Origin of the sequence: Brevibacillus sp. AG162 (genome assembly GCF_006715575.1) — a bacterium.
GTDB lineage: Bacteria > Bacillota > Bacilli > Brevibacillales > Brevibacillaceae > Brevibacillus > Brevibacillus brevis.
This window is the reverse complement of record NZ_VFNO01000001.1, coordinates 377,334-393,391: the sequence shown is the minus strand read 5'-3', so window position 1 is coordinate 393,391 and position 16,058 is coordinate 377,334. Positions and strand designations below refer to the sequence as shown.

Sequence of the window (16,058 nt, the reverse complement as noted above, 5' to 3'; positions counted from 1 at the left end):
CACTCCTCGTTATTTATTTTATCTGCAAAAAAGCCACGCTTACACCAAGCCCACTATGAATGAACCCGCCTGATCTTCATAGGGGTGACTGTCACCATTACACGCTATGTAAGCCTTCAAACAATAGGACCCTTGCCGGGGCTGCATCCGTGCCGATCAGCTTGAGTGGTGCAGCTACCAGAAAATACTCACCTGGCGGGACCTCTGCGAGCCGCAAGCCTTCCACGACAATGACTCCCGCTGCAAACAGCTTTTTATGTGTGGGGTGCCCTTCCTGGCTGCGTTCGATTCCAAGTGCATCGGTACCAATGCCCCGTACCCCCAGCTCACTTAAATATTCCGCACCTTCCTCTGACAGAAAGATGAATTCAAAAGAAAACGCCTCTTCAAATGAGTTTTTCGTTTTAAACAGGACAAAATCTCCTTGCGCAAGATCGAAGCTCTCCAAGTCGGAGCGAGTGATCCTGTCCTCTACCGCTGTGAGATCGAGAACCTTGCAACTGCCTACCAGCTTCTCCAATGAAATACTCTCAAATGTATCACCAGCATTCACCATGTGCAGGGGAGCATCTACATGGGTACCCGTGTGAAGGTCCATGTCGATTCTCGATTCTGTTACATAGCCACTGGTAGCAGTACGTATTTTCGGCTGCTTTTCCGGCTTGTTTTTATACACCGTCATTCCTTCGTATACGGTGGCGGTAACATCATACATTTTCATCCCAAACGCCCTCCCCTTGCTTACTGTTTTTTTCGATCCGCTGGAAAAACAATCCCCATCTGTCTTCTCGCTTCATCCATGACCTGCATGGCCATGGATCCGCTGGAAAAACAATCCCCATCTGTCTTCTCGCTTCATCCATGACCTGCATGGCCATTTTAGAGACTTCATGCGAATTCGTTGCAGATTGTCTGCCCCCGCTCCTCGCCAAGTGCAGGAATTCTCTTATTTCATAATGCATGGTCTTCGGGGTTTGAGGCCTTGTCACTTGCTCGATTCGTCCGTCCCTGTAACGAATGTCCACTTCTTTGAGATGATTGATTCGATCGATCACCATCGTAGCGTCCTCCCCTTGAATTTCTGCTGGCTGATAGGAGGTCGTAATTTTCGAGAAGCTAATGATCGCATCCATCTCTCGATACTTCAAAAGCATACTGCCTTCCCCGTCCACGCCAGAATCGAGCACAATTCCTTCTGCTTTGATGTCGTCTGGTCTGCCAAAAAGGATAAGTACCGGATAAAGACAATAGATTCCGATGTCCATCAAGGCTCCGTTTGAAAAAGCAGGATCAAAAGCACGTAAAACCTTCCCTTCGCGATAGGCGTCATAGCGCGAAGAATATTGGCAATTGCTAGCAATAAAGCGTCGTACTTTTCCCAGCTTGTGCAGGTTGTCTTGTATCGCAAAAAAATTGGGCAGCAGCGTAGATTTGACAGCCTCCATGAGCAGCACGTCATTTCTTTTCGCTGCTTCGATCATTTCTTCTACCTCAATCGCATTGGAAGCCAGTGGCTTTTCACACAATACGTGCAGCCCCGCATCCATGCATTGGATCGCTTGTTCAGCGTGGCAGGAGTTGGGGCTCGCAATATAGACCGCGTCAATCTTTTTGCTTGCAGCCATTTCTTCTAGGCTGTTATAGGCGAATGGAGCATGGTACTTGTCAGCGAATTCCTTGGCGCGTTCGATGGTACGTGAATAAACAGCCTGAAGGGAAAATCCTTCTACTTCTTGACCAGCCTGGATAAATTCCTCGGTAATCCAGTTCGTTCCGATTACGCCAAATCGCATCTCATCCGCTCCCTTTTCTTTTGTCTATCTCGTTGCAGTGACCGGTACTCGTTCTTCGACCTTATCCAGCCACCACACGAATCCGTCTGCTTCAAGCAATTGCTCTGCGGCCTTCGGTCCGAATGAGCCAGCTTCGTACGTAAAGAGCGGCACCAAATTTTCAGCGAAGGCTTCCAAAATCGGTGTCACCCACTCCCACGATAGCCGGACCTCATCCCAATGCGCAAAGTAAGTGGAATCCCCTCGGAGTGCATCGAACAAGAGCAGCTCGTACGCTTCTGGCACGTCTTTTGTCCCTGCACTGAAATCTACCGTCACCGGCTCAATCTTACCGCTATTTGTCGGATTCTTTCTATTTACTTGCAACGCGATTCCTTCATATGGATTCACGCTAATGATCAGCAAATTAGGCAATGTTGTTTCATTTTGCTCCTGATATAGCTGCTCGTGCGGATTTTTAAACTCAATGACGATTCTCGTTGATTTTTCTTGCAGTCTTTTTCCGGTGCGAATATAAAATGGCACCCCTTGCCAAAACGGATCATCAATCCAGACTCGAGTCGCAATGTACGTTTCCGTCATGGATACTGGATCAACACCAGGCTCGTCCCTGTAGCCAATGACAGGCGTACCTTGGATATGTCCTGCACAATACTGCCCGCGAACGACATGGTTGTGAACTTCTTCTGTCTTTATCGGGCGAACGGCCGCCATCGCCCTGCGCTTCTCTTCGCGAATATGTGCCGATGTGATCCGCTTTGGGAGTTGCATCGCGATCATCATCAGCATTTGAAGCATATGATTTTGCAGCATGTCACGCAGTGCACCGGAATGGTCATAGTATCCAGCCCGATCCTCAACCCCAACGGCCTCGTTTGCTGTAATCTGCACATTGGCAATGTATTGGTTGTTCCAGAGAGCTTGGAAGATTGGATTGGCAAATTCGAGTGCCTCGAGGTTTTGAACCATCGGTTTTCCCAAGTAATGGTCAATGCGATAAATTTCTTCTTCCAAAAATGCTTTCCCTAGCTTTTCATTCAATTCTATGGCGGATTGCAAATCATGTCCGAATGGCTTTTCAATGATCAGACGTTTCCAGCCTGTCGTTGAACCGAGTCCGCTGGCTTTAACATTGGTTGCAATTCCCTCGAAATATTGCGGGGCTACTGACAAGTAAAACATCCGGTTTTGCGGGATCTGCAGCTCTTGCTCTCTTTGCAGGACCAGATGATGTAACGTTTCATAAGCACGCGGTTCCATGACATCTACTTCCGCATAGCGACAAGCAGACAAGAAAGCGTCCAGCTCGTGGGAATCAATCTCGGTGCGACGGGAAAACTCATGGACAGACTGGCGAACCGAGTCCTGAAATTCGTCATCAGACCAGGCCCTTCTCCCCACACCGATAATCGAAAAGGCAGCAGGTAACTTTTGATCTACATATAAGTTAAAAAGTGCAGGGAAAATTTTGCGTTTGGCTAAATCTCCTGTCGCGCCAAAAAGGACAAAGGTCATCGCTTCCATCTACTTTTTCATTCCCTTCATACCGTACGCCGTAATGATGGTTTTGTGGTTACACTGTTATTATTCGAGAAAATCACTGCTTTATCAATACGCAGGGTTACGAACGACGCAAGATTGCACGTACCGGACTTCCATCTGCTTCCATCAAAAGCAGCGGCAGTGCGATCAGTTCGTAATCACCCGATTCCACATGATCGAGCAGGAGCCCCTCCAAAATATGAATATCATGCTGGTGAAGTCCATGATGAGCAGCCAGTTCCTTGCTGTCCAACGGATCGACGGATGGGACATCCACTCCAATCAACCGAATGCCTTTTTTGGCGAGGAACGCTGGCAAATCTGCTCGCAGATGACAGATGGTTGACGGAAACTGATTGGGGTCGCTCCATGATAACGTTTTGAGCAGCAAGCGTTCCACCCCCTCCAGATCAATCTGGGCAAAATCTTCTGGACCAATGCTGGAACGTCCAGTAAGCTCTACCACTCTTGCCTTTCCCATGTACAGGTCCAAGGGCAATGCCGCCATTTTTCGGCCATCATCATCGAAATGGAATGGAGCATCCACATGTGTACCCGTATGTACACTCATCGTTATTTTACCGACATTGACTGAGCCACTCTCCGCTTTGGGCCAGTTTACGACATAGTGAAAGGGAGTGTCCCCTGGCCAGGTCGGCATACCTGCCATGAGCGGACGGGATATATCTATTATTTTCATCGCGTATCCTCCACCTTCCAGCAACTGTTCGCGCCTATACTCAGCGTACAAAAAAGAGAATATTGAGTCAATATTCTAATATTTGTGTCAAAAAAGAAGACCGCAGCCTTACAGAGAGCCGACAGTCTTTTCGTTGATTTCAGATTCTACTATGAAGAGACAGGTAGTCCCACACTTCATCATAAATTCCGTTGTAATCCACTTGTTTCAAATGTTCCTTCAAGGTCCTCAACCACTCAATGGTTGTTGGATAGGTAGCTGCAATAGCCTCCCGTAGATCGCTCATCTGAATCGGGCGATCTACCCCTTTTGTTACGATATCATGCCATACCTGCTCCGTCGCAAGCTCCACTACATACTCGATGTCTGCCCCCGAATAAAACTCTGTCCATCCTGCTAATTGTTCATAATCGAGCATCTCAGAAGGACGGTCCTCCAGTTTTAAGCGAAAAATATCCTCCCGTGCTTGCCGATCTGGCGGTCCGACAAAAATCCAGTGATCAAAACCAGCCGCTCGGAGCAGGGAAGGCTCCAATTCCCATGGAACGTTGGTTGCGCCCATCAGGACGAATCGTTCGTCGCACTCGCCTGCCTCCGCTATCTGCTGAAGCCATTTGGAATCGATCCCCTGTCTACGTTTGGAGTTCGGATGCTCTTCGTCATGGCTGGAAGCGTCTAGCTCATCTAAAAAGAACAGAAGCCGTTTATCGGCAGGGACTGTTGCCAGTAAGTCATGGATGTTGAACTGCCTGTTCGAAGTATGCATACGTCGACCGCCTGTGATCTCCATGGAGAAAAAACGAGCTTGGCATTCTTCTGCGGTTGCTTTTGCTAACAAAGATTTTCCGCATCCCGATGGTCCGTAAAGTAAAATGGTACTTTTCTTTTGAGGCAGCCGTTGCGAAATAGGATGTAGGAGTCTTTGAAAGATTGCCTCTTTTACTCGTCCAAGCCCGCCGACCATTCCAAAACCCGCTGTTTTCTTAACGAGTTGAACCGATTTCGCGGTGGTCTTCCCTTTGCCCCCTTCGATGACGCGTATCTTAGGTGGAAACATCGTCGTATATGTAGAGGAATCCTTCTGGCTGATCCCTTTTAACGTCCGCGAAAATGGGGATTCCTTTTGTAGCTTGTTGAGCTCGATCACAATTTTTTCCTTCATCGCTTCATTTCCATAGGCAAGCGCCTGCGTAAACGCCTGTAAAGCCTCCGTACGATCCCCCTGCTCAGCATGCTCTAACCCTAATAACAGCCATACTGGCGCATTGCGTTGATCGCTCGTCAACATGCTCTTCAGTATTTCTATCTTCGTCATCTGCTTCATCCTCTGCGATCGTTCTGCTTCAAGCGATCGTTTAGTATCACGGACATATCCATTATAATGCATACGTCTCGCAAGAAGAATACGAAAAGTAGGAAAAGATGGAAGAAAGGGCTGTGACTGTCATTTTAAAAAAGACGCCTCCTGCTACACAGCATCGGGCGTCCAAGCTACGGTTCCTATCCTCTCGACGGAAAATTTCCGCCTCTCACACAAATGATAAACGAGAGTCCGAGATAGGGTTGCATATTATTATGTGGTTGAGTCCCGCCTGTCATGCCGATTGCCTCTGGGCTAAGCTGTGTTCCATCACTCGTGTTGGAGTAAGGAATGACAGCTCCTCGGCCAACGGTAGAAGACCATTTCGCTCCTGTTGGTGTATCCTCTGTAGGAGTTACGCACGCATTCGGAACATGAGTATGCGCCGGAATATCGTTTTGCAGCAGCGTGATGTTGGCAGCACCACCTGTCTCACCTGCCACACGCGGTGTCAATCCAGGTCCTTCCCCCTGGTTCATCGGGGCTGTAGCTCTTAAGTTAGGAAGGGCGAATGTCGTTTTGCCATCTCCACCATACTTCGTGCCCAATATTGAATACAATACAGGATTGGAAGAGATCGGGATCAATTGTCCATCACAAAAAGCCCAGTCCCTCGGTGCGAAATTGCCACCGAAGATACGAATTTCTCCAATATACGGATCCATATGATAGTACCTCCTCTAGTCTCTTGACGGGTAAATCCCTTGAATCGCGATACAAAAATTCCCGACCAAATACGGCTGCATATTATAATGAGGTGCACTGTTTCCTATCGTTTGCAACGCGCTCTCGCTCATCGTCGTATCAGGGGTTGTCCCATAGGTTGTAGTGGAAGCTTGTGCCCAGTAGTTCCCAGCGCATACTTTTTCATTGGCAGCTGCATTTGAGCCGGTTGCCGTATGGGTATGGGCGGGTATCTCGGTTGTCGTTAATACATGCGTTTCTTCGCCAGCTAACATACCAAGCGGTACGATTGGACGATCCTGTTGATTGTTTTTATGAACAGGGACACGCCCTCTTAAATCGGGTAGAGCAAACGTGGTTGTCCCGTTCCCCCCATAAGTAACTCCTAGCAAGGAATACAGTGCCTGGTTTCCGTTGATAGACAGCACCGCACCATTACACAAAGCCCAACCCTTTGGCGCAAATGAAAATGGAAAAAATCGAATTTCTCCAAGAAATGGTTCCATCTAAAACCCTCCTGTTCGATTGGAATGTTAATTTTGTTGAGGATAAATCCCATACAGAGCGATGATGAAATTAATAACCGTATACGGCATCAGGTTACTGTGTGGTTGATTTCCACCTACAGCACTCAAGCTGGACGCGTTCATCACTCCATCAGGTGCATTCGCTGAATATTGCTGCGCATTCTTTGCCCATACCGCATTGGCAGGGCTGTTCTGCGTTCCTGGCTGCGATGATGCGTGGACCGTATGCGTATGCGCGGGCAATTGCGGGACGGTTAAGACGACTGATTCTACACCATTTTTTTCACCCATCACGTAGGTAGTTCCTGTACTCGGATTTTTGCCTTGATGGAGCGGGATACGTCCCCGTAAATCAGGCAACGCAAAAGTCGTTTGTCCATCCCCGCCATATGTGGTTCCAATCAAACTAAACAGCGTGTCGTATTCAGAAATAGATAAGATCTGTCCATTGCATAATGCCCATCCTTGTGGTGCATAATCTCCTCCAAACATCCTGATTTCTCCAAGAAATGGCTCTGCCATGTTGCTTCCTCCTTATGTAAAGTGGTTATTTCCCTTGTCGAACGAACAGATTGGTCATTTTTGCAGAAGTGGCTGCCATTCCATTTGGATATACAGACCCGTTGAGTCTGTCACGCTGAAATGGAGTCGTTCATATAGTCGAAAGGCGGGATTCCCTTGTAGAACACATAAACGGATTGGTAATTGCAAAGCTAGTGCCTCTTTTTGCAGATCGCCAATCATACCTGAACCAACACCCTGTCCCCGATAAGCAGGCAGCAAAGAAATATCTACGAGATGCAGTGCATCTCCTCTCGCATCTGTAATCATACGACCGATAGGCTGCTCGGATCGGAGAATGATTTGATGATTTTGAGCGGGAAACTGCATTTGGTAAGATTTCTGCTGCATGATAAACTGCGACTGTAAAAAAGCAAACTTTTCCGACTCACTCCAACCCCAAAGAGCCATTTCTTCGGTTCTCGTAGAACAGTACAATTCCCAAATAAAGGCTTCGTCTTGCTCATATTCAAAAGGTCTGGTATGTACCATAATCCTCCTTGCATGCAATCGTTGTACTTTTCTGTCATTTGATCGGTTACCTGCTTGCATCCTTTCAGGCCTGGATACGCCGACTTGTCCTTCCTATGTGTGTACTGCTCTTCCTCCTTCGAACTTTTTCTGATATCCTGCCTGATTTAATAGCCATCATGAATAATGATATCATTAGCCAATTTCCTTCTAACACTAACTAAAGTTAGCTCTTTTGCATGAAAAACGCTTCGGCAGCAAATCGTCTTGAAAATATTAAAACAAGCGGGCCTAGTGAGCCGACAATATACTCCAGTTCTATCGATCCGAAGGGGTCCAGATTATGATCCACGACGAAACAAAAAAGAGTAGGACGGTTTGACCGCAGCCCTACTCTTCATCATGTATCTCTTCTTATTCAAAAAAAGTACGTGGAGATTTCCGCCATTCGCCCAATACTTTTTCCTGTTCGCTAGTAATGACTCCTTGCTCTGATGCTACTTCCAAAAGTGCTGTGTAATTCGAGATGGTGGAGCAAGGAATGCCTGCTTCCTCAAACAAGGCTTGGGCATCCGGGAATTGGTAGCTGAAAATGGCTACGACCCCCAGTACCTCTCCACCCTCATCCTGTACCGCTTGCGCTGCTTTCAAGGAGCTGCCTCCTGTGGAAATCAGGTCTTCAATTACGACTACCTTTTGACCAGCTGCCAATGCGCCCTCAATCTGATTTTGGCGACCGTGGCCTTTTGCCTTGTCCCGTACGTATATCATAGGCAGATCAAGCAGATCTGCAACCCATGCAGCATGTGGAATGCCAGCAGTCGCTGTTCCCGCCACGACTTGCGCATCTGGGTACTGCTCTTTGATCAAATCAGCAAATGCTTTCGCAATAGCACGGCGCACATGCGGATAGGACATCGTGATCCGGTTGTCGCAGTAGATCGGGGATTTGATCCCGGACGTCCATGTAAAAGGTTGCTCCGGTCGCAGATGAACTGCCCCGATTTCAAGAAGATTCGCTGCAATTTGCTTAGCGGTTGTCATTGTCGTCATATCACTTATTCCCTCCAGCTGGCTACTTTACGAACGGTCTTTTTCCACTGCTTCGACGATACTTTGCCAAACCCCTACCGGATCTTTTGCACCCGTAATGGCACGTCCGATCACAAGGTAATCGCTGCCCAAGCGGAATGCCTGCTCTGGCGTCGTGATGCGCGTCTGATCGCCTTGATCCGCTCCCAGTGGACGAATACCTGGCGTAACGGCTACAAATGCGTCTCCAGCAGCTTTTTTGATCATCGGTACTTCTAGTGGAGAAGCAACGACCCCATCCAAACCAGCTTGCTTGGTCATCAGCGCATAGTGCACCACAACATCTTCTACCGCACCTGGAATCGCCAATTCTTGATTCATCGTTTGCAAACCAGTGGATGTCAGCATCGTCACACCGATCAGGAGGGGACGAGCAGCACCTGCCGCTGTCCCTTGCTCCAAGCCTTCTCTCGCTGCCGCCATCATGGCTACGCCGCCTGCCGCATGAACGTTTACCATGTCTGCTCCCAGACGCGCAAGGCTTCTCATCGCGCCTTTAGCGGTATTGGGAATATCGTGAACCTTCAAGTCGAGGAATACTTTGAGTCCTTTTTCCTTCAAGAAGGAAACGATCGCTGGCCCTTCTGCGTAAGCGAGCTCCATCCCCACTTTTACATAGCGGATATGCCCCTGTAGAGGCTCGATGCACTTCTTGACTTCATCCAGTGAGGAAAAGTCGAGCGCAACAATCATGCGTTCGCGAATATCGGTTAGTTGTTGTTGCACGCTGCTCTCCCCTTTTTATACAGTTACTGCCACTTTTGCACCAGCACGCTGGGCTGGCATTGCTTCTGTAGAGAATGTGATCGTCTCCAGCACGTGCAGGAGAGCGGAAGCTGTATCCAGTGATGTCAAGCATACGGCGCCGTTCTCTACTGCTTCCCGACGAATACGGAAGCCGTCGCGTTGTGGCGTTTTGCCTTTTGTCAGTGTATTGAGTACGATGTTCGCTTCGCCTGTATGGATGACATCCAACAGGTTTGGCGTGCCTTCGGACAATTTGCTTACGCGTGTGACTTGCAGTCCCGCTTGCTCCAAATAATCGGCTGTGCCTGCGGTCGCCATCAGCTTGAAGCCGAGGTGGCGGAAGCGTTTCACGATGTCTAACGCTTCTTCCTTGTCTTTATCAGCAACAGTCACGAGTAAGGTGCCTTGTGTCGGGATATTCATGCCTGCTGCGACCAATCCTTTGTACAACGCTTTTGCCAGCGTGCTCTCGCGACCCATGACTTCTCCGGTCGATTTCATTTCAGGGCCGAGCGTAATATCGACGCGGCGCAGCTTTGCGAAGGAGAAGACTGGTACTTTGACAGAAACCATCGACTCCTCTGGATGGTAGCCCGGTGTAAAGCCTTGTTCGATGATCGAGTGACCAAGGATCGCTTTCGTTGCGATGTTCGCCATTGGAATCCCCGTTACTTTGGAGAGGAATGGCACCGTACGAGACGAACGCGGATTGACCTCGATTACGTATGGGCGGTCTTTATAGATGACGAACTGGATGTTGAGCAAGCCTTTGATTTGCAGGGCACGCGCCAGCTTCGTCGTCATGTCGATCAGTTCATCCTTGATCGCTTGGGACAAGGATTGCGGAGGATATACAGCGATAGAGTCACCAGAGTGCACCCCTGCGCGTTCGATATGCTCCATGATGCCTGGGATCAGGACGTTTTCGCCGTCGCAAATTGCGTCGACTTCTGCTTCCACCCCGACCATGTAACGATCTACCAGTACGGGGTGATCAGGATTTACCTTCACCGCTTTTTCCATATACTCCAACAGTTCGGACTGGTTGTAGACGATTTCCATCGCACGTCCGCCAAGTACGTAGGATGGGCGAACCAGGACAGGGAAGCCAAGACCTTCTGCTGCTACAACTGCCTGCTCGACTGACGTTACCGTTTTGCCTGGTGGTTGAGCGATTTCCAGCTCGCGCAGCAGCGCTTCGAATTTCTCGCGATTTTCCGCTGCGTCGATGTTTTCCAGACTCGTACCCAAGATTTTGATTCCGCGTGCAGCCAGCTTGTCAGCCAGGTTGATCGCGGTTTGTCCGCCGAATTGTACGATGACACCCTCTGGTTTTTCCACATCGAGAATGTTCATGACGTCTTCAATGTACAGCGGCTCGAAGTACAGGCGATCAGAAGTGTTGAAGTCTGTAGAAACGGTCTCCGGGTTGTTGTTGATAATGACCGCTTCATAGCCCGCTTCTCTCAGTGCCCAGACAGCGTGGACAGTTGCATAGTCAAACTCGATTCCTTGACCAATGCGGATTGGTCCGGAGCCCAGCACGACCACACGTTTTTTGCCAGTCTCGATGCGCTCGTCTTCCACTTCATACGCGGAGTAGTAGTACGGTGTTTGCGCTTCGAATTCTGCCGCGCAAGTATCTACCATTTTATATACAGGTACAAAGCCTTTTTCTTTGCGCATTGCGTGTACCGCTTCTTCTGTCTCACCGCACAGCTCAGCAATTTTGCGATCCGTGAAGCCCATGCGTTTAGCTTCGTACAGCTTTTCACTCGTCAAGCCTTTTGCCAGTTCCGCTTCAAAGGCAATCATTTTATGGAACTTGTGCAGGAAGAACAGATCGATCTTGGTCAGGCTGTGCAGTTGTTCGATCGTCCAGCCACGGCGCAGTGCTTCTGCCAGCAGGAAGAGGCGTTCGTCATCCGCGTGCACCAGTCGTGCTTTCAGTTCTTCCTCGCTGATTTCGCCTGCTCCCTTGATCTCGATGTGATAGCTGCCGATTTCCAAGGAACGGATGGCTTTCATGATCGATTCTTCAAAAGTCCGACCGATCGCCATGACTTCTCCGGTCGCTTTCATTTGCGTACCGAGCTTGCGGTTGGCGGATTGGAACTTGTCGAACGGCCAGCGTGGAATTTTGCTGACGATGTAGTCCAGTGTAGGCTCGAAGCATGCGTATGTTTGGCCTGTCACCGGGTTTTTCAGTTCATCGAGTGTGTAGCCAATTGCGATTTTGGCTGCCATTTTTGCGATTGGGTAGCCCGTTGCCTTGGAAGCCAGTGCGGAAGAGCGGCTCACACGCGGGTTTACTTCGATCACATAGTACTGGAAGCTGTCCGGGTCGAGTGCGTATTGTACGTTGCAGCCACCCTCGATACCGAGCGCCCGTATGATGTTCAGTGCGGACGAGCGCAGCATTTGATATTCGCGGTCAGCCAGTGTTTGGCTAGGCGCTACTACGATGGAGTCACCTGTATGCACGCCGACTGGGTCGATGTTTTCCATGTTGCAGACTACGATGCAGTTGTCGTTGGCATCGCGCATCACTTCGTACTCGATTTCTTTCATGCCGGCAATGCTTTTCTCGATCAAGCATTGCGTAATCGGAGAGTATTTCAATCCGCTTGCAACGATCTCGCGGAGGGTTTCTTCATCTTCACAAATTCCGCCGCCTGTACCACCCAAGGTGTAGGCAGGACGAACGATGATCGGATAACCGATTTCATTTGCAAAATCGACAGCTTCTTCTACCGTGCTCACGATGACTGATTCAGGTACTGGCTCGCCCAGTTCATTCATGAGGGAGCGGAACAGGTCGCGGTCTTCTGCTTGCTTGATCGATTCCAGCTTGGTTCCGAGCAGCTTTACATTTTCTTGCTCGAGCACGCCTGCTTCTGAGAGGGCAACAGCCATGTTCAAGCCTGTTTGACCTCCAAGCGTAGGCAGAAGTCCATCCGGCTTCTCTTGACGAATGACGCGCGCTACGAATTCAGGTGTGATTGGCTCGATATATACTTTGTCTGCCATGTTTGTATCGGTCATGATGGTCGCCGGGTTGGAGTTGATCAGAACTACCTCCATGCCCTCTTCTTTTAACGCTTCGCAAGCTTGCGTGCCCGCATAGTCAAATTCTGCAGCCTGCCCGATGACGATAGGTCCAGAGCCGATTACGAGGATTTTTTTCAGATTATCTTGTTTTGGCATGAGTTTTTTCCTCCTTAGCGGTTTCCATCATCGCAAGAAACTGGTCGAACAGGTAGCCGGAATCATACGGCCCTGGAGCTGCTTCTGGATGGTACTGTACTGAGAATGCATTCTTTGCTGCATGTCGTACGCCTTCGATGGTGCCATCATTGAGTGCGATATGTGTAACTTCCAGTTCCGTGCCTGCCAGTGAGTCTTCTTTGACTGCATAGCTATGGTTCTGGGATGTGATATAGGTGCGTCCGGTTGGCAGCTCTTTTACCGGATGGTTGCCGCCACGGTGTCCAAATTTCATTTTCGTCGTGTCAGCGCCAGATGCCAGTGCGAACAGCTGGTGACCGAGGCAAATTCCGAACAGCGGATATTCACCCAAGATTTCGCGAATCATCTCTACGGCTTGCGGTACATCCTTCGGGTCTCCAGGGCCATTGGACAAGAGGATCCCATCCGGCTGAATGCGGCGAATCTCTTCTGCTGTCACATTGTAAGGCACAACGACTACGTCGCAGTTGCGCTTGGTCAGCTCGCGCAAAATCCCGTGTTTGGCACCGAAGTCTACCAGCACTACCCGATGACCTGTACCTGGGCAGCTGAAGACGCTTTTCGTAGACACGCGTGATACTTGGTCTGTCATCAATGTCGTGCCGTTTAAGGCAGCAACCAATTCAGCCAACGGGGCTTCACTGGTTGTAATCATGCCCTTCATCGTGCCGTGGTAACGAATTTTTCTCGTCAGCATTCGAGTGTCGATACCAGCAATGCCTGGGATGTCGTATGTTTTTAGCAGTTCATCGAGCGTGTTCGTATTGCGCCAGTTGCTTGGCGCCTCGCAATGCTCGCGAACAACGAAGCCGTGAATGTATGGACGAACAGCTTCAAAGTCGTCTCGATTGATCCCGTAATTTCCAATCAGCGGGTATGTCATGGTGACGATCTGTCCGCAGTAGGATGGGTCGGACAAAACCTCCTGATAGCCAGTTAGCCCTGTATTGAAAACCACTTCCCCGTAGGACTCCTTTGTCGCTCCAAATGCCGTCCCGATAAATTCTGTTCCGTCTTCCAAGATCAATCTTGCACGCATCTATGCTCCTCCTCCATTGTCGCGTAAAAACTTGTGTCTCTTGTCTGTCAGTCGTTTTTACACGTTTTGATATACGATCTTCCCATCTACCAGCGTCAGGGTTGGCCAGCCTTTGCATGCCCAACCAGCAAATGGTGTGTTGATTCCTTTACTTGCGAATGTGCTTGGGTCAATTGTTTTTTCTGTTTCCAGATCAATCACCGTCAGGTCTGCTGGTGCGCCTACTTCCAGGCGTCCGTATGGCAGTTTGAATGCTTCTGCTGGCTTCACGGTCAACAGCTCAACCAGCTTTTTCAAGGTCAGCTCTCCAGTTTGCACGAGATTTGTGTACAGAAGCGGGAATGCTGTCTCCAGTCCGACGATTCCAAATGGTGCGCGGTTCATCCCGTTTGCTTTTTCCTCTTGGGTGTGTGGTGCATGGTCTGTTGCAATCATGTCAATGGTGCCATCTTTCAATCCTGCAATCAGTGCAGCGCGATCCTCACGAGAGCGCAGCGGCGGGTTCATTTTCCAATTCGTATCCAAATTGTCCGGGATATCCTCGTCACACAGCAAGAGGTGATGCGGACTGACTTCACACGTTACATTTACGCCAGCGCTTTTCCCGTCTCGTACCAGACGCACCGACTCTTTCGCGCTGATGTGGCATACGTGGTAGTGCACACCTGTCTGTTCTGCCAGCAAAATATCGCGGCCGACGTGGATGGACTCTGATTCAGAAGGAATTCCAGGGAGTCCGTGTCGAGCTGCTACCACCCCGTCATGCAAGGCTGCTCCCGGGATCAACAGGTCTTCGTCCTCGCAGTGAGCAACGATTGCGATACCGAGCTCTGCTGCTTTTTGCATGGCCTTTTTCATCATCGCTGTGGATTGCACACCCACACCGTCATCTGTCAGCGCGAAGATCCCCGCTTCTTTTAACCCAGCGAAATCCGTCAGCTCTTTTCCCAATTGGCGAACGGTAATCGCACCATATGGGATCACGCGCGCCATACCAGCCTCGCTCGCTTTGTCAAGAATGTAGGTCACGGTCTCGACACTGTCGATGGACGGTCGTGTGTTCGGCATGCATGCTACTGTTGTAAATCCGCCTTGGACCGCTGCTTTTGCTCCTGTTTCGATCGTTTCTTTATGTTCAAAGCCTGGTTCACGCAGATGGACGTGGACATCGATGAGGCCTGCGCTAATCATACCGCCGTGGCAATCGATCCATTCATGCCCATCGCGATCGAGCGTTTCCCCCATCGCTGTGATTCTTCCCTTTTCCACCAATATTTCCATCGGGGTAAGCTCCCCCGCCTGATTTAGTACGTTGCCGTTGCCAAGGATGATTCCCATGTCATTTCGCTCCCTTTCAAAAGAGTTTCTAGAACTGCCATTCTTGCTGCGACTCCGTTGGTCACTTGGGTTTGAATCAAGGACGTTTCGCTTTCTACCAAATCGGTATGAATCTCAACCCCGCGATTGACGGGTGCCGGATGCATGATGACTGCGCCGGACTTCATCATTTTGGCTCTTTCCAGAGTCAGCCCGTGTGCCTTGTGGTACTCTTCCTTCGATAGATAGAGGGATTCCGCATGGCGCTCCAGCTGAACGCGCAGCATCATGACCACATCTGCGGTTTGAACCGCTTCTTCCATTTCCACGATTTTGACACCTTGCGGAATATGCGCCGGCATCATCGTAGCTGGACCTGAGAGCAGCAGATTCACGCCGAGCTTCGGCAGCGCATGCAGATGAGAACCGAGTACGCGGCTGTGGCGCAAGTCTCCAATGATCGCTACCGTGAGACCAGAGAGCTTGCCAAACTTCCTTTTCATGGTCAACAGATCCAGCAGGCATTGGGTCGGGTGCTCATTCGTTCCATCTCCCGCGTTGATCAGCTTCAGGTCTACGCTTTCTGCCAACTCTTGCAGCAGGCCTTCCTTCTTGGTGCGGATAACGGCTGCTTCCACGCCCATTGCTTCCAAGGTGCGGATCGTGTCATAGACCGTCTCGCCTTTTACGGTAGAGGAGGTTTCCGGAATGAAGTTCAAAACATGTGCGCCCAGTCGCTTTTGTGCTACTTCGAAAGAAAAGCGGGTTCTGGTGCTGGCCTCGAAGAACAGATTCGCGACAAAACGTCCGCGCAGGATATCCGCTTGCTCAGTTGGTCTGGCAGCCCAATACTCTGCTCGCTCGAGGAGCTGGATGATTTGTTCTTTCGATAAGTCTTTGAGGCCAATCAGGTGCGCTACATTTTTCATCATGAATCCCTCCGATTCTTTATGTTCAAAAGAAAAAGCTTCTTGGC

Annotated in this window: 15 protein-coding genes; all 15 read right to left on the bottom strand. The window is 49.7% G+C overall.

From position 1 onward, the window contains the following. Positions 1-97 precede the first annotated feature (97 nt). The gene (locus tag FB479_RS01810; RefSeq protein WP_142061904.1) at positions 98-721 is read right to left on the bottom strand and encodes a cyclase family protein; all 624 of its coding nucleotides are present in this window, start codon (positions 719-721) and stop codon (positions 98-100) included. Then, complete coding sequence (locus tag FB479_RS01805) at positions 708-1,793, bottom strand: Gfo/Idh/MocA family protein (RefSeq protein ID WP_255438245.1); 1,086 nt, start codon at positions 1,791-1,793, stop codon at positions 708-710. The genes FB479_RS01810 and FB479_RS01805 overlap by 14 nt, the downstream gene beginning before the upstream one ends. Before the next feature lie 24 nt (positions 1,794-1,817). After that, positions 1,818-3,317, bottom strand: coding sequence for a glucose-6-phosphate dehydrogenase (gene zwf / locus FB479_RS01800; RefSeq protein WP_142061901.1), 1,500 nt, complete (start codon positions 3,315-3,317; stop codon positions 1,818-1,820). A gap of 97 nt (positions 3,318-3,414) precedes the next feature. After that, positions 3,415-4,035 carry an arylformamidase gene (kynB, locus tag FB479_RS01795; protein WP_142061898.1) on the bottom strand — a complete coding sequence of 207 codons (621 nt, stop codon included), beginning with the start codon at positions 4,033-4,035 and terminating at the stop codon, positions 3,415-3,417. A gap of 139 nt (positions 4,036-4,174) precedes the next feature. Further along, the gene (locus tag FB479_RS01790) at positions 4,175-5,350 is read right to left on the bottom strand and encodes an ATP-binding protein (RefSeq protein WP_142061895.1); all 1,176 of its coding nucleotides are present in this window, start codon (positions 5,348-5,350) and stop codon (positions 4,175-4,177) included. 185 nt (positions 5,351-5,535) lie between these two features. Further along, positions 5,536-6,060: a phage tail protein gene (locus FB479_RS01785; RefSeq protein WP_106653286.1), complete on the bottom strand. Its 525-nt coding sequence runs from the start codon at positions 6,058-6,060 to the stop codon at positions 5,536-5,538. 15 nt (positions 6,061-6,075) lie between these two features. After that, positions 6,076-6,585: a phage tail protein gene (locus tag FB479_RS01780; protein WP_142061892.1), complete on the bottom strand. Its 510-nt coding sequence runs from the start codon at positions 6,583-6,585 to the stop codon at positions 6,076-6,078. Positions 6,586-6,612: 27 nt separating this feature from the next. Further along, positions 6,613-7,128 (bottom strand): phage tail protein, encoded by a 516-nt coding sequence (locus tag FB479_RS01775; protein WP_142061889.1) that lies wholly within the window; start codon positions 7,126-7,128, stop codon positions 6,613-6,615. 54 nt (positions 7,129-7,182) lie between these two features. Beyond that, positions 7,183-7,659: a GNAT family N-acetyltransferase gene (locus FB479_RS01770; RefSeq protein WP_142061886.1), complete on the bottom strand. Its 477-nt coding sequence runs from the start codon at positions 7,657-7,659 to the stop codon at positions 7,183-7,185. Positions 7,660-8,052: 393 nt separating this feature from the next. Then, a complete protein-coding gene (gene pyrE / locus FB479_RS01765; RefSeq protein ID WP_142061883.1) occupies positions 8,053-8,691 on the bottom strand; it encodes an orotate phosphoribosyltransferase in 639 nt (212 codons plus the stop codon). 27 nt (positions 8,692-8,718) lie between these two features. Beyond that, on the bottom strand, positions 8,719-9,456 hold the full coding sequence (gene pyrF, locus FB479_RS01760; protein WP_142061880.1) for an orotidine-5'-phosphate decarboxylase: 738 nt from the start codon (positions 9,454-9,456) through the stop codon (positions 8,719-8,721). Positions 9,457-9,471: 15 nt separating this feature from the next. Then, positions 9,472-12,684 (bottom strand): carbamoyl-phosphate synthase large subunit, encoded by a 3,213-nt coding sequence (carB, locus tag FB479_RS01755; RefSeq protein ID WP_142061877.1) that lies wholly within the window; start codon positions 12,682-12,684, stop codon positions 9,472-9,474. Further along, entirely contained in the window at positions 12,668-13,765 is a 1,098-nt protein-coding gene (locus FB479_RS01750) for a carbamoyl phosphate synthase small subunit (protein WP_142061874.1), read from the bottom strand. Before FB479_RS01750 ends, carB begins: the two co-directional genes overlap by 17 nt. A gap of 57 nt (positions 13,766-13,822) precedes the next feature. After that, positions 13,823-15,103 (bottom strand): dihydroorotase, encoded by a 1,281-nt coding sequence (locus FB479_RS01745; protein WP_142061871.1) that lies wholly within the window; start codon positions 15,101-15,103, stop codon positions 13,823-13,825. Then, a complete protein-coding gene (locus tag FB479_RS01740) occupies positions 15,070-16,011 on the bottom strand; it encodes an aspartate carbamoyltransferase catalytic subunit (RefSeq protein WP_142062903.1) in 942 nt (313 codons plus the stop codon). Before FB479_RS01740 ends, FB479_RS01745 begins: the two co-directional genes overlap by 34 nt. Positions 16,012-16,058: the final 47 nt, after the last annotated feature.

What these genes read in the sequence shown, in the direction of transcription:
- FB479_RS01810 (WP_142061904.1), bottom strand. Translation starts at nt 721, where the DNA reads ATGAAAATGTATGATGTTACCGCCACCGTATACGAAGGAATGACGGTG.
- FB479_RS01740 (WP_142062903.1), bottom strand. Translation starts at nt 16,011, where the DNA reads ATGAAAAATGTAGCGCACCTGATTGGCCTCAAAGACTTATCGAAAGAA.
- kynB (WP_142061898.1), bottom strand. Translation starts at nt 4,035, where the DNA reads ATGAAAATAATAGATATATCCCGTCCGCTCATGGCAGGTATGCCGACC.
- FB479_RS01770 (WP_142061886.1), bottom strand. Translation starts at nt 7,659, where the DNA reads ATGGTACATACCAGACCTTTTGAATATGAGCAAGACGAAGCCTTTATT.
- FB479_RS01775 (WP_142061889.1), bottom strand. Translation starts at nt 7,128, where the DNA reads ATGGCAGAGCCATTTCTTGGAGAAATCAGGATGTTTGGAGGAGATTAT.
- FB479_RS01805 (WP_255438245.1), bottom strand. Translation starts at nt 1,793, where the DNA reads ATGCGATTTGGCGTAATCGGAACGAACTGGATTACCGAGGAATTTATC.
- carB (WP_142061877.1), bottom strand. Translation starts at nt 12,684, where the DNA reads ATGCCAAAACAAGATAATCTGAAAAAAATCCTCGTAATCGGCTCTGGA.
- FB479_RS01790 (WP_142061895.1), bottom strand. Translation starts at nt 5,350, where the DNA reads ATGACGAAGATAGAAATACTGAAGAGCATGTTGACGAGCGATCAACGC.
- zwf (WP_142061901.1), bottom strand. Translation starts at nt 3,317, where the DNA reads ATGGAAGCGATGACCTTTGTCCTTTTTGGCGCGACAGGAGATTTAGCC.
- FB479_RS01745 (WP_142061871.1), bottom strand. Translation starts at nt 15,103, where the DNA reads ATGGGAATCATCCTTGGCAACGGCAACGTACTAAATCAGGCGGGGGAG.
- FB479_RS01785 (WP_106653286.1), bottom strand. Translation starts at nt 6,060, where the DNA reads ATGGATCCGTATATTGGAGAAATTCGTATCTTCGGTGGCAATTTCGCA.
- FB479_RS01780 (WP_142061892.1), bottom strand. Translation starts at nt 6,585, where the DNA reads ATGGAACCATTTCTTGGAGAAATTCGATTTTTTCCATTTTCATTTGCG.
- FB479_RS01750 (WP_142061874.1), bottom strand. Translation starts at nt 13,765, where the DNA reads ATGCGTGCAAGATTGATCTTGGAAGACGGAACAGAATTTATCGGGACG.
- pyrE (WP_142061883.1), bottom strand. Translation starts at nt 8,691, where the DNA reads ATGACGACAATGACAACCGCTAAGCAAATTGCAGCGAATCTTCTTGAA.